Raw genomic sequence first — 12,369 nt, 5'->3', positions numbered from 1 at the left:
AAACGCCGGCTCAGGCCTGCGGCGGCACCGGAACATCCTCCAGCACCAGCCGCATCGGCTGCAGCATCAGGCCTGATGCGGGCCGCATCGGCACCGGGGCGTTCACCGCCCTGAAACCGGCGCGCTCGTACAGGCGGGTCGCGGCCGAATTGCCGCGCGTGACCTCGAGCTCGACGAAACGCGCGTTGCGCTCGCGCGCCCAGCCCAGCGCCGCGTCCAGCAAACCCTGGGCCACGCCGCGTCCGCGGCATTCCGGCGCCACCCACATCTGGTACAGGTGCACGAGCGCCGGGTTGACTCCATCCATCTTTGCCCAGACCAGGCCGGCGGGCTTGCCGTCGAGCTCGGCCACCAGCGGACAATCCCTTCCCGACACCGCTGCCGCCGCCAGGCGCGCCGCCCACTCCTCGGGCGAGCGCACGCTTTCCGCGTCCAGCGTGCTGTAGAAGGCGTCGGGAGACTCGGCCAGCGAGCGCAGGCGCAGGTCGCGGTAGGCGGCCCATTCGTCCGGGTAGAGCGGACGGATCAGGGGAGCGGTGCGTGGTGCATTCATGACAGGCAAATACTATTTTTATATTGCAATAATACTAGCATGTCACCGCACTTCGTGTTCAATATCCCGGCCGCCGCCGCAGCTCATTTCGGGCGAGGAGCGCGCAGGCGGGCGGCGGGCGGCGCGACGCGTCCGGCGCGCAGGTCGCCCACTGTCAGGGCCACCGCGCGCGCCACGTTGCGCACTTCTTCCTGGAAGGCGGCGTCGCGGTCGAGCGCCTCGTGGCTCTCGGCGTAGGATTCGTAGTAGCCGACGAAACGGTCGAGCTGGCCGAAGCTGCCCGAGTCGACCAGTCCCATCCAGTTGAGCCAGTCAGACAATGAACGGCGCGTGCCCTCGATGCCGGCGACGTCGCCGTGCACCACCAGGCCGAAGGCGCGCCCGGCCAGGTGTTTCGGATAGTCCCAGCCGTCCAGCTCGATGCGCTTGGCCTTGTCGGCGTCCTTGCCCCCGGTCGCGCTGGGGTCGGGATTGCCGCCGTCGGCGCAGACCAGGCGGTCGATCATCAGCTTGAGCGTGGAGGGCGCCTGGTACCAGTAGACCGGCGTCAGGATGATGACGCCGTGCGCGGCCACCCATTGCTCGTAGATCTCGTTCATCCAGTCGCCGGTCTGGCGCTCGGCGTGGTTCGGATAGCAGCTGCATGGCCAGTGGCACAGCGGCATGGCGGTCGAGACGCAGGCCTTGCAGGGGTGGATGTGGCGGTCGTAGTCGGAAATGATGCGGCTCAGGTCGAGCACGTCGGTCTCGACGCCCTGGCTGGCCAGGACGTCGCGCGCGAGCTGGGTCAGGCGCCAGGTCTTCGAGATCTCGCCGGGGCAGCTGCCGTCGTTGCGCGCGGCGCCGTTGACCAGGAGGATGCGGCTCGGCGTGGCGGGGTCCTTCTGGCGCGCCTCGGCGGCCAGCAGGCGCTCGTGCGCTTCCTTCCACTCGATCGACAGGTCGTAGTCGGGATCGGCGAAGCCGGGGCCGGCCTTCACGGTGCGCGGCGCCTTGCGCTTGTCGTGGTAGGCCTGCCAGGCCACTTCCTCGACCGCCGCCAGTTCGTCCGCCACCGCCGCGAAAGCCGGGTCGAAGAACTGGTCGATGAACTTGCGATGGAATTCTTCCCGCTCCAGCCTTGCGGGTGCCTGGCCCTTGCGCACCGTTGTCATGCCGCCTCCTTTTTCATGAAGCGATTATCGGCGCGGCCGGGCTGGGCGGATGTACGTTGGCGCACGGTCGAGGCAATAAAAAAAGCGGGCGGCGCTCGCAGCGCTCGCCCGCCTTTCGCGGTCCGAAAGGCGTTACGCCTTACTGGCCGGCTGGCGCCGCGGCCGCGGTCGCCTGGGCGCCGGCCGGCTGGTTCAGCAGCATGACCCACAGGCGCGCCGCGTCGGCGTAGCCGCCGCTCGCCTTCACGCTCTCGAAGGTCTTGATGGCTTCGTCCTTGCGGCCGGCCTTGGACTGGGCGATACCCAGGCGCAGCTTGGCTTCGTCAGGCTGCTTCAGGCCGCCCTTGGCGATACCCTGCTGGATGAAGCCGATGCCCTTGTCGTGCTGGCCCATGGTGGAGTAGGCCCAGCCCAGGTTGACCAGGCCCGCGCCGTTCTTCGACTTGGCGGCCGAGGCTTCGCCGCTGGCGATGTTCTTGGCGTCGTCGGCGGCCCCCTTGTTGGCGCGGTCGCGCAGCTGGCCGTGGGCCTTGGCGTTCGCGCCCTTGCCCAGCACGCCCGCGGCGTAGCCGGCGTCCATCACGTTCTTCGCTTCGGTCGGGAAGCCGTCGCGCAGGGCGGTTTCGGCCAGGTCGACGTAGTCTTCCTCGCGCATGGTCTTGGTGGCGGCGAACAGCAGGCGCAGCACGGTCATGTAGTTGTCCTGGCTGAAGCCCGGCTTCTTGATGACGCCAACGCGGATCAGCTCGTTCCAGTACTCGTCGCTCGGGTAATAGGTGACCATTTTCTCGACGGCGCTGGCGTAGCCGGCGCTGTCCTTCGATTCATGGGTCGAGCTGAGCAGGAGCTTCATGTCTTCCTGGCTCGGGGCCTTGCCGGCCTTTTCGGCCTCGGCAACGACTTGCTGCAGTTCGGTCTTGGCGCCGGCATAGTCCTTGTTCAGGTACATCGCGCGCACCAGCAGCGGGCGCGCGGTGGTCATGTCGCCGCCCAGTTCCTGGTAGCGCTTGAGCTGTTCGATGGTGGCGCCGTAGTTCTTCGCCTTGTACTGGATGTCGGCGATCGCCAGCACCAGCTTGGCCTGCGATTCCTTCGGCTCGAAGCCGGACTTGATGACTTCCTCGGCGGCGCTGGCGACGCCCGCGTCGTTGCCGCTGATCGAGGCCAGCACCATCTTCACGCGGTTCACCGCGTAGGTTTCGTAAGGGGTCTTGTTCGCGATCGCTTCCGCCTGGTTGACGCGGTTCTGCAGTTCGGCGGTGTTCTTGGCGGCGACCAGTTGCTGGACCTGGTTCGAATCGATCAGCTTGTACAGTTCCGGACGCACGGTGTTGGCCGGGGCGGCTGCGGCGTTCTCGGTACGTTGGGCGTGGGCGCTCGTCATCAGGGCAGGCGCAGTGTTCAGGCCGACGGCAGCCAGCAGCAGGCAAAGGCGAGCGAGGCGGAATTGGGACATGAATGATCCTTCTAAAAGTTGAGCGGTAGGAAATCCGCGGCAAGATGGCGATTCTGCCAACCTTGAACAAAACGCGCATTGTCCCATAAAACGACCGGGACCCTGCGGCGCAATTGTGCCGCAGGGGGCGCGCTTGCGGTGGCGCGGTTACATTGCGTTACCGAGAAATTCGCGAGATTGAATCAGGGTAACGCAAGGCTTTCCGTCCTGATCAGAAGCCCGGCACCGGGCAGCGGCCCTCGGCCTCGATCTCCCCTGCCAGCCAGGCGTTGACCGCGTCGAGCGCGGGCGCCGCGAAGCCATAGGTCATCAGGGCCGGGGCGTCGAAGTCGAGCGCCTGGTAGGGGTTCCACAGCGCCAGGTGCAGGTCCGGGCGCCAGTTCTTGCGCGCGTTGTCGCCGTAGCGGCGGCGCGAGGTCGAGGCCAGGATCGTGAAGCGGCCGTCCTGGGGCAGGGTGTTCCAGTCGAAGCTCTCCGCGTCGGCGAAGGTGACCAGGTCGACCTCGAACAGGCGGCCGAGCGAGGCGGCGATGCCGGCGGCCGGCACGCCGGCTTCCGAGACGCCGTCGCTGACCACGTCCTGGCGCGCCACCAGGCGGATCTTGCCGCCCGGGGCCGGACGGCGCACCGCGCCGCGCGCGCTCAGGCCGCGCCGCCAGGCACGCGCCATCAGCGCGCGGTCGGCGGCATCGGTGCTGTAGACCGGGGCTTCGTCGGCGCCGGGTGCGCCGTCGACCTGGGCGGCCACGCCCGCCGCCACCGCGGCCGGCGCACCCTGGCCGGCGCCTGCAGGATGGGCCTCCGCCAGCGCCGCCAGGCGCGCCAGTTTTGCCTCCACCTGCGCCATCGGCAGTTCGCCCGAGGCGATCGCGGCGGCGATCGCGGCCACGGTTTCCTCCTGCGTTTCGCGCGAGCCGATCGCCATCACCATGTCGGCGCCGGCGACCAGCGCGCGCACGGCGGCCTGGCCGGCGCCGTAGCGGTGCGCGATCGCGTGCATGTCCATGCCGTCGGTGATCACCACGCCCTGGTAGTGCCACTGCTCGCGCAGGATGCCGGTCAGGATCGGCCGGGACATGGTCGCCGGGTAGTCGGGATCGAGCGCCGGATAGACGATGTGGGCGGTCATCATGGCCGGCGCCGTGGGGGCAGCCATGCGGAAGGGCGCAAACTCGAAGCGCTCCAGTTCGGCCAGCGGCTTGTCGACGGTCGGCAGCGCGCGGTGCGAGTCGACGTGGGTGTCGCCGTGCCCCGGGAAATGCTTGACGCAGCAGGCCACGCCCTCGGATTCGCTGCCTTCCATCCAGGCCAGGGCGATGCGGGTCGCGGTTTCCGGATCGGCGCCGAAGGAGCGCTCGGCGATCACCGGGTTGTGCGGATTGTTGTTCAGGTCCAGCACCGGCGCGAAGTTCCAGTTGAAGCCGAGCGAGCGCACCGCGCGCGCGACCGCCGCGCCGACCTCGCGCGCCAGTTCCGGATCGTTGGCCGCGCCCAGGGCCATGGCCGAGGGCGGCGCCGGCACCCAGGTCGAGCGCACCACGGCGCCGCCTTCCTGGTCGAGCGCGATCAGGGCCTCTTCGCCCATCACGGCGCGCAGGTCGCCGGTGAAGCGCGTCAACTGCGGCGCATCCGTCATGTTCTGGCGGAACAGGCAGGCGCCGCGCACCGCGTTTTCGCGCAGGAAGGCGGCCGTGTCCGGGTCCAGTTCGGTGCCGAACAGGCGCACCATGATCAGCCGGCCGGCAATGCGGCGAAATTCGCTCAGTTCTTCCATGGTCGTCGCTTGGTTGGCTTAGTTGGTCTTCGTGACTTTGCTCAGGTGGCGCGGGCGGTCCGGATCGAGGCCGCGCGCCTTCGACAGCTGGGCCGCCATCACGTAGAAGGCCTGGATCGCGACGATCGGGTCGAGGTCCGGCGTGGCCGCCACCGGCAGGGTCAGGTCGCGCTCAGCCACGTCCTCGGGCGCGGCCAGCAGCACGCGCGCGCCGCGCCCGCGCATCTCGGCGGCCAGCGCCAAGAGGCCGGCCTGGGCCGGGCCGCGGGTGGCGAAGATCAGCAGCGGATAGCCTTCCTCGATCAGCGCCATCGGGCCGTGCTTGATCTCGGCGCCGGAGAAGGCTTCGGCCTGCAGGGCCGAGGTTTCCTTGAATTTCAGCGCCGCTTCGAGGGCGATCGGGAAGCTGATGCCGCGGCCGACGACCATGATGTTGCGCGCCGGCGCCAGGACGTCGATCGCGGCCGACCAATCCACCTGGCTGGCCGCGCGCAGCGCGTCCGGCAGGGCGGCGATGCCGGCCTTCAGCTCGGCGTCGTCCTGCCACTCGGCCACCAGGCGCGCGCCGGCGACCAGGCTGGCGATGAAGCTCTTGGTGGCGGCCACGCTCTGCTCTTTACCTGCGTGCAGCGGCATGGTCCAGGCGGCGCTCTGCGCCAGCGGCGATTCGGCATCGTTCACCAGCGCCACCGTGGTGGCGCCGCCGTCGCGGAAGTACTTGATCGGCTCGACCACGTCCGGGCTCTGGCCCGACTGCGAGATCGAGATGGCGAGGGTGTCGCGGGTGACCAGCGGCGACTTGTACAGGGTGACGAGCGACATCGGCAGCGAGGTCACCAGGCGGCCCAGGCGCGACATGATCAGGTAGGCGACGTAACCGGACGCGTGGTCCGAGCTGCCGCGCGCCACGGTGACGGCGCTGTGGAAGCTGGTCGACCTCAGCGTGCGCCCGAGTTCGGCGTAGCGCTCCACGTCCTGGGTCAATTGCTGGGCGACGCAATCGCCGGCGGACATGGCTTCTTGCAGCATGAGGGAAGTTACCTGCGAGGTCACAACTTATCTCCTTCGATATAGACGGCTTTGATATTCAGTTCGCGGTCGAGGACCACGAAGTCGGCATGGCAGCCCGGGGCCAGGCGCCCGCGCAGGCTTTCGCCGAGGTAGTCGGCGGCATTCGTCGAGACGCGGCGCGCGGCGTCGGCCAGCGGCAGCCCGATCTTGACCAGGTTGCGCAGCGCCTGGTCCATGGTCAGCGTCGAGCCGGCGAGCGTGCCGTCGGCCAGGCGCACGCCGCCCATGCATTTGTGGACGACCTGGCGTCCCAGCATGTATTCGCCGTCCGGCATGCCGGCGGCGGCGGTCGAATCGGTCACGCAGAACAGGTGCGGGATCGAGCGCAGGGCAACCTTGATCGCGCCCGGGTGCACGTGCAGCAGGTCGGGGATGATCTCGGCGTACTGCGCATGCGCCAGCGCCGCGCCGACCATGCCGGGCTCGCGGTGGTGCAGGCCGGGCATCGCGTTGAACAGGTGGGTGAAGCCGGCCGCGCCATGTTCGAGGGCCGCCAGGCCGTCCTCGTAGGAGCCGCTGGTGTGGCCGACCTGGACCCGGATGCCGGCGTCCGCCAGCGCGCGCACCAGTTCCAGGTGGCCGTGGATCTCGGGCGCCACCGTGATCACGCGCATCGGCGCCAGGCGCTCGTAGGCTTCGACCTCGGCCAGCGTGGCTTCCTTGGCGAAGGGCGGCTGGGCGCCGAGCTTGGCGGAATTGATGTAGGGGCCTTCCAGGTGCACGCCGAGGATGCGCGCTTCGCCCGGGCCGCGCGCCTTGCAGGCGGCGCCGATGGCGGTGAGCGCCCGCTCGATGTCCGCGGGCGGGGCGGTCATGGTGGTGGCCAGGATGCTGGTGGTGCCGTGCTTCGCGTGCAGGGCGGCGATCACGTGCGGGGCGTCGCCGCCTTCCATCATGTCTCGTCCGGCGCCGCCGTGCACGTGCACGTCGATGAAGCCAGGCAGGATGTAGTCGTCGCCGTTCGCTTCCGGATCGGCCGGGGCGCCGGCGATGGCCTCGACGGCGGCGCCGAAGCGCAGTTCGCCGTGGATCCAGCCGTCAGGGGTGAGGATGTTGCCTTTCATTGCGCCTTTTCCTTCAGGTGCTGTTCGATCATGCGCAGTGCGCCGCGCGCCGAGTCGCCGCGGGGCGGGGTGCAGCGCGCGCGGGTTTCCTCCGGCAGCCAGGCCAGCAGGACTTCGCCCAGGCCGCCGCACAGCGCCAGCGGCAGGCGCCCGGCCGGGTCGAGCGCGCGGGCGATGCCGGCCACTTCGCGTCCGGCGTGTTCGAGGATGGCGCGCGCCACCGGGTCCGACGCGCCATGGGCGACCACGAAGCGCGCCAGGCTGGCGTAGGCGGTCTGGTTGGCGCGGCCGAGCCAGATCTGCACCGCGTCGCGGTTGCCGCCGCAGGCTGCGATGACGTCGCGCGCAAAGGCGCCGCCCTCGACGCGGCCGTCGAGCACCTGCTCGATGTGGTTCAGGGCGCGCAGGCCCATCCAGGCGCCGCTGGCTTCGTCGCCGGCGGGGAAGCCCCAGCCGCCGACTTCGACCTTGGCGCCGTCTTCCCGCATCGCTTCGCCGACGCTGCCGGTGCCGATCGCGACGATGGCGCCGGGACGGCCGTCGTGCGCGCCCATCAGGGTGGTGAAGCCGTCGGTGTCGAGCGCGAGGGCGGCAAAGCCCGGATCGGCGGCGACGAACTGGGCCGCCCATTCCTTGTTGTGGACGCCCGCGAGACCGAGGCCGATGGCCATGCAGGACAGGGACGGGCTGCCGACGTCGGCCGCGGCGCAGGCTTCGCCGATGGCGGACAGGATGGTGGTCCAGGCCTTGGCCACGCCTTGCGACAGGGCCGACGGGCCGGCGCTGGCCTGGGCCAGCTCGACGCCGTCGGGGCTTGCTATGCGCACACGGGTGCCGGTGCCGCCGCCGTCGACGCCGATGAGGTATTCGATCATGTGGAAAATGAGGATGCCGGGGAGGTCAGGGCACTATAGGGAGGCGGTCCCGGCTTGTCAACAGGTATTTAACTGGTATTGGATAATCGGGGCGCGGTATACCCACATAAATCCAGGTTATCAATCTAAGTGATTGATATGGAAGCGCTTATGCTGGTATGGGAATTGGTATGGTCCCGTGCCTGGATGAACGCGTGGTAACGCAGTTGTAGGGTGGGCTCTCGAGCCCACGCGGTCTTACCGTTTGAATAGCGGAGCGATCTATCGATGCCGCTCGTGGTGAGGATGCGTACCATACAGCGTGGGCTCGAGAGCCCACCCTACGAAACCGCGGGGCGGCCAACGGAAAGGGATACGCACGTAACGCGTGGGCACGGGGCGCCCACCCTACGAATAGCCACGCCGCCGTCCGGCAATCACTCCACCTGGCGCCGGCCGCGTCCGACCAGCATCACGTTGTCCTGCTCGCCGTCGCGCGCCTGGTTCACCGCCGCGTTGCCCGGGCCGCGCACGTCGATGTCGGACTGGCGCACGCTCAGGCGGCGCGCCTGCAGGGTGCCGGAGCCGCTCAGCTCGGCGCGGATGCGGTCGGCGTGGCCTTCCAGGCGCACGTTGCCCGGGCCGCGCATCTGCAGCTGCACGCGCTTCCCCTCGACCTTGGCGGCGAGGTCGCCCGAGCCGTGCAGGGCGGCGTCGAGCGTGTCCGAGACCCTGGCCAGGGCGACGTTGCCCGGCCCGCCGCTGTCGATGGTGGCGTTGCGCACCGCCAGGCCTTCGCCTTCCAGCGCGCCCGAGCCGCCGACCACGGCGCGCAGCTCGTCGGCGCTGCCGCTCAGCCTGGCGTTGCCCGGGCCGCTCAGGCGCAGCACCGCGCGTCCGGCCTGCAGGCCGCGCGCTTCGAGGTCGCCCGAGCCGTGCACTTCCGCCTCGAGCTGGCGGATGGCGCCGGCGACGCAGGCATTGCCCGGTCCGCGCTGGACGGTCGCGACTTTCTCGGCCTGCAGGTCGCAGCCGTCGAAGTCGCCCGAGCCGCTCACCTCGGCGCGCAGGTCGCGCGCGCTGCCGCGCAGCCGGGCGTTGCCCGGACCGGTAATGCGGGCCACGGCGCGCGCCAGGTCCAGCGCGTCGGCCTCGAGGTCGCCCGAACCGCTGACCCGCGCCGACAGTTCCTTGCCGATGCCGGCCGCCTTGACGTCGCCCGGGCCGGACATCGTCAGGTCGAGCTTGTCCGCCTTCAGTTGGCGCAGGTCGAGGTCGCCGCTGCCGCTGCTGGTCACCAGCAACTCGCGCACCGCGCCGCGCGCCCGCACGTCGCCCGGTCCGTTTGATGCCAGGCTGAAGCGTTCGCCGCCGACCCGTTCGAGTTCGACGTCGCCGCTGCCGCCGGTGCTCAGGCTGCGCAGGTTGGCTGCGCCGATGCGCACCACGACCTGGTCGCCGGTTTTTCCACGTCTTTTGTCCGGGCCGAGGTGGATGCCCCAGCGCGCCTTCTGGCGCACGTACAAGGTGCCGCCGCGCACCTCGGATTCGATCCCCGCCAGCGCGCTCGGTGCGCCCGACAGTTCCAGGGACGGCGCGCCGGGGCTGACGACCACGCGGAAGGGGCCCGACAGCTCGAGCGCATGGAAGGGCGCGACCGCGCGCTTCTCGAGCGTCGGCGCCGGGCGCTGGTCCTGGGCGGTCACGGGTTGCAGCAGGAAGGCGCCGGCGCAGAACGCGACGGCGGCGAGGGCGGTGTGCTTGATCCGGGTTTGCATGGCATCCTTGTTGTTTTTGTGATGAAGAGACTCCAAGTTAGAGGAAAATCATCGACACTACGCCGTCCAGACGATGGAGCAATGGATTCTGGGTGTCAACTGTCGAATAGGGGAGCTGAACGGCGCGCCGGTTTCCTGGTTTTCGACGATCGGATTGCGCGCCTGCCGAGGAGCTCGCATGTCCACGCTGACTATCCGCAAGATCGATGTCGACCTGTCGCAGGGCTTCGGCCGCCACTGGAACGGCGACGACGCCTACCGCACCCAGCTGTTCAATGCGCTGTCGATGAGTTTCCCCCGCGGCGAGCAATTGTTCATCGACGCGCTGCGCGACGTGCCCCAGGCATGCCTGACCGATCCGCGCCTGCGCGCCGAGGTCAAGGATTTCATCGGCCAGGAAGCCACCCACCGCCACCTCCACGCGCAGTACAACCGGCAGCTCGAACGCCAGGGCTTGCCCTACACGCGCGAGGAAAAGCTCAAGAAACGCCTGGCCCGTGTCGATAAACTGGGTGTGCTGGACCGGCTGGCGATCACCTGCGCGCTGGAGCACTACACGGCGTTGCTGGCCGACGGCGTGCTGCGCCATCCCGACTGGCTCGAAGGCGCCGAGCCGCAGATGCGCAGGCTGTGGTCCTGGCATGCGGTCGAGGAAACCGAGCACAAGGGCGTGGCCTTCGATGCCTACGTGGCGGCCGGCGGCGGCTACCGGCGCCGGGTGGCCTGGTACCTGCACGCGAGCATGGTGTTTGCCTATGACAGCTTCCTGCAGACCGTGCACAACCTGCGCAACGACGGCCAGCTGTTTCGCTTGCGCACCTGGGGCAGCGCGCTGAGGACCTGGTTCGGGCGCAGCGGGCTGGCCTGGCACCTGGCCGGGCCGGTGCTGGGCTACCTGTCGCCGCGTTTCCATCCGTGGCGGCACGATAACCGCAAGCTGATCGAAACGTGGCTCGAGCACAACAGCGGCGCCTGGCGCCCTGTGCGGGCCGCGAACAACTGAGTGTGCGACGTCCTGCCGGCCCGGGCGGCAAGCTGTCATAATGTGGATTCCTGTGGGTTGCAGGACGGAGCGAGCAAGGAGAAAGCAGTGATTCGTTACATGGGCACGCGCAAGAACGACGCAGGCGCGACTGTCTACGTGTTCATCGTGAACGGCCTCGAAAAAGAGGTCCGGGAGCACGCACTCAAGCAGCATCCGGGCTGCTACGAAGCCTTGCCGGCATCGGCCAAGGCGAAGATCGCCGCCAACCGCGACTGGCTGTCGAAGGCGTGAGGCGGCTCTTCGGCGTCGCCGCGGCCGCGGTGAAGGTAGCAGTGTGCGCCTGGGCGCTGGCCGGCGCCCCGGGACAGGCACAAGCGCAGACCTTGCCGTCGACCTTCGCGCCGACGATCGGCAGCGCGCTGCTGTGCCGCAGCGCGCTCGACAACGCCTATTTCCATTCCTACCTCACCACCTCCTTCGGCCCGGCCTACAAGCACGAGGGCGGGGCGTACTGGTTCAGGCTCGACGCCACCCTGTGGGGCAAGGCGGTGAAGGAAGTCATGGTCAGCGACGACACCAGCCCGCTGGTATTCGTCGCCGCCGTCGCCGACAGCAAGCCGGAAGAGCTCGAAGAGGCGATCCGCGCCAGCGCCGGCATCCGCCACCGCGCGGTCGACGCCTCGGCCTTTCCCTTACGGGTATCAAATCCCGGCAGCGTCATCGCTTATCAGAACAACAAATCCAAAATATACTGCGCAAGGTATAAACCTCTGCCGCCAGGGCCTTAAGTCTTTCTCATGTACACCCATTACTTCAGCCTGAAGAGCGCGCCGTTCTCGATCGCGCCCGACCCGCGCTACCTGTTCATGAGCGAGCGCCACCGCGAGGCGCTGGCCCATTTGCTTTACGGAATCGGCAGCGGCGGCGGTTTCGTGCTGCTCACCGGGGAGATCGGCGCCGGCAAGACCACGGTCTGCCGCTGCTTCATCGAGCAGGTGCCGGAAAACTGCCGCCTGGCCTATATCTTCAATCCGAAGCTGAGCGTGGGCGAGCTGCTGCAATCGGTGTGCGAGGAGTTCGGCATCGCCGTCCAGGCCGGGCAGGGCGGGGTGAAAGCCTATGTCGACGCCATCAACGACTACCTGCTGGCCTCGCATGCCCAGGGGCGCAACAACGTGCTCGTCATCGACGAGGCGCAGAACCTGTCGGCGGAGGTGCTGGAGCAGTTGCGCCTGCTGACCAACCTGGAAACCAGCGAGCGCAAGCTGCTGCAGATCATCCTGATCGGCCAGCCGGAACTGCGCAGCATCCTCGCGCGTCCCGAGCTGGAACAACTGGCCCAGCGCGTGATCGCGCGCTACCACCTGGGGCCGCTGTCGGAGCTTGAGACCGGCGCCTACATCGCGCACCGGATGGCGGTCGCCGGCGCCCAGGGCGCGCCGGTGTTTCCGGCGTCCAGCGTGCCGCTCATCCACCGCATCACCCATGGCGTGCCGCGCCGCATCAACCTGCTGTGCGACCGCGCCCTGCTCGGCGCCTACGTCGAGAACAGCCGCGAGGTGACGCGCAAGATCGTCCGCACGGCCGCCGCCGAGATGTTCGCCGGCGAAGCCGCGATCAAGCCGGCGCGCTGGCCGCTGGTCGCCGGCGCCGTGCTGGCCGGCGCCGCGCTGAGCGCCG

The 12,369-nt window shown here is 69.0% G+C and carries 12 protein-coding genes; 4 read left to right on the top strand and 8 right to left on the bottom strand.

The window, feature by feature from the left end; all coding sequences use genetic code 11:
- Nucleotides 1–10: 10 nt before the first annotated feature.
- The 8 genes from RT688_RS21065 to RT688_RS21030 all read right to left on the bottom strand — a co-directional run bounded on the left by RT688_RS21065 (nucleotide 11) and on the right by RT688_RS21030 (nucleotide 9,704).
- Nucleotides 11–553, bottom strand: coding sequence for a GNAT family N-acetyltransferase (locus RT688_RS21065; RefSeq protein ID WP_313706795.1), 543 nt, complete (start codon nucleotides 551–553; stop codon nucleotides 11–13).
- A gap of 83 nt (nucleotides 554–636) precedes the next feature.
- Nucleotides 637–1,707 carry a flavodoxin family protein gene (locus tag RT688_RS21060; RefSeq protein WP_313706794.1) on the bottom strand — a complete coding sequence of 357 codons (1,071 nt, stop codon included), beginning with the start codon at nucleotides 1,705–1,707 and terminating at the stop codon, nucleotides 637–639.
- Nucleotides 1,708–1,846: 139 nt separating this feature from the next.
- Nucleotides 1,847–3,163, bottom strand: a complete 1,317-nt coding sequence (locus RT688_RS21055; protein ID WP_313706793.1) for a tetratricopeptide repeat protein — start codon at nucleotides 3,161–3,163, stop codon at nucleotides 1,847–1,849.
- A gap of 211 nt (nucleotides 3,164–3,374) precedes the next feature.
- Nucleotides 3,375–4,937 carry a beta-N-acetylhexosaminidase gene (gene nagZ, locus RT688_RS21050; RefSeq protein ID WP_313706792.1) on the bottom strand — a complete coding sequence of 521 codons (1,563 nt, stop codon included), beginning with the start codon at nucleotides 4,935–4,937 and terminating at the stop codon, nucleotides 3,375–3,377.
- A gap of 18 nt (nucleotides 4,938–4,955) precedes the next feature.
- Nucleotides 4,956–5,966, bottom strand: coding sequence for an SIS domain-containing protein (locus RT688_RS21045; protein WP_313706791.1), 1,011 nt, complete (start codon nucleotides 5,964–5,966; stop codon nucleotides 4,956–4,958).
- Between the two features lie 20 nt (nucleotides 5,967–5,986).
- Nucleotides 5,987–7,072, bottom strand: coding sequence for an N-acetylglucosamine-6-phosphate deacetylase (gene nagA / locus RT688_RS21040; protein WP_313706790.1), 1,086 nt, complete (start codon nucleotides 7,070–7,072; stop codon nucleotides 5,987–5,989).
- A complete protein-coding gene (locus RT688_RS21035) occupies nucleotides 7,069–7,947 on the bottom strand; it encodes a BadF/BadG/BcrA/BcrD ATPase family protein (protein WP_313706789.1) in 879 nt (292 codons plus the stop codon). Before RT688_RS21035 ends, nagA begins: the two co-directional genes overlap by 4 nt.
- 416 nt (nucleotides 7,948–8,363) lie before the next feature.
- On the bottom strand, nucleotides 8,364–9,704 hold the full coding sequence (locus RT688_RS21030; protein ID WP_313706788.1) for a GIN domain-containing protein: 1,341 nt from the start codon (nucleotides 9,702–9,704) through the stop codon (nucleotides 8,364–8,366).
- 178 nt (nucleotides 9,705–9,882) lie between these two features.
- On the opposite strand from RT688_RS21030, the gene RT688_RS21025 reads away from it, so the two are divergent.
- From RT688_RS21025 to RT688_RS21010, 4 genes are all read left to right on the top strand, one after another.
- On the top strand, nucleotides 9,883–10,707 hold the full coding sequence (locus tag RT688_RS21025) for a metal-dependent hydrolase (protein ID WP_313706787.1): 825 nt from the start codon (nucleotides 9,883–9,885) through the stop codon (nucleotides 10,705–10,707).
- A gap of 87 nt (nucleotides 10,708–10,794) precedes the next feature.
- The gene (locus tag RT688_RS21020) at nucleotides 10,795–10,980 is read left to right on the top strand and encodes a hypothetical protein (protein ID WP_313706786.1); all 186 of its coding nucleotides are present in this window, start codon (nucleotides 10,795–10,797) and stop codon (nucleotides 10,978–10,980) included.
- Nucleotides 10,977–11,477: a hypothetical protein gene (locus tag RT688_RS21015; RefSeq protein ID WP_313706785.1), complete on the top strand. Its 501-nt coding sequence runs from the start codon at nucleotides 10,977–10,979 to the stop codon at nucleotides 11,475–11,477. Before RT688_RS21020 ends, RT688_RS21015 begins: the two co-directional genes overlap by 4 nt.
- 9 nt (nucleotides 11,478–11,486) lie before the next feature.
- Nucleotides 11,487–12,369, top strand: an 883-nt coding sequence (locus RT688_RS21010; RefSeq protein ID WP_313706784.1) for an AAA family ATPase, incomplete at its 3' end; no start/stop codon positions are given.

The sequence above is a fragment of the Massilia sp. genome, assembly GCF_032106685.1.
Lineage (GTDB): Bacteria > Pseudomonadota > Gammaproteobacteria > Burkholderiales > Burkholderiaceae_D > Telluria.
The sequence above is the reverse complement of the archived record's forward strand: the minus strand, read 5'-3'. Positions and strand labels throughout refer to the sequence as shown.

What these genes read in the sequence shown, in the direction of transcription:
- nagA (WP_313706790.1), bottom strand. Translation starts at nt 7,072, where the DNA reads ATGAAAGGCAACATCCTCACCCCTGACGGCTGGATCCACGGCGAACTG.
- nagZ (WP_313706792.1), bottom strand. Translation starts at nt 4,937, where the DNA reads ATGGAAGAACTGAGCGAATTTCGCCGCATTGCCGGCCGGCTGATCATG.
- RT688_RS21060 (WP_313706794.1), bottom strand. Translation starts at nt 1,707, where the DNA reads ATGACAACGGTGCGCAAGGGCCAGGCACCCGCAAGGCTGGAGCGGGAA.
- RT688_RS21055 (WP_313706793.1), bottom strand. Translation starts at nt 3,163, where the DNA reads ATGTCCCAATTCCGCCTCGCTCGCCTTTGCCTGCTGCTGGCTGCCGTC.
- RT688_RS21025 (WP_313706787.1), top strand. Translation starts at nt 9,883, where the DNA reads ATGTCCACGCTGACTATCCGCAAGATCGATGTCGACCTGTCGCAGGGC.
- RT688_RS21030 (WP_313706788.1), bottom strand. Translation starts at nt 9,704, where the DNA reads ATGCAAACCCGGATCAAGCACACCGCCCTCGCCGCCGTCGCGTTCTGC.
- RT688_RS21035 (WP_313706789.1), bottom strand. Translation starts at nt 7,947, where the DNA reads ATGATCGAATACCTCATCGGCGTCGACGGCGGCGGCACCGGCACCCGT.
- RT688_RS21065 (WP_313706795.1), bottom strand. Translation starts at nt 553, where the DNA reads ATGAATGCACCACGCACCGCTCCCCTGATCCGTCCGCTCTACCCGGAC.
- RT688_RS21045 (WP_313706791.1), bottom strand. Translation starts at nt 5,966, where the DNA reads ATGCTGCAAGAAGCCATGTCCGCCGGCGATTGCGTCGCCCAGCAATTG.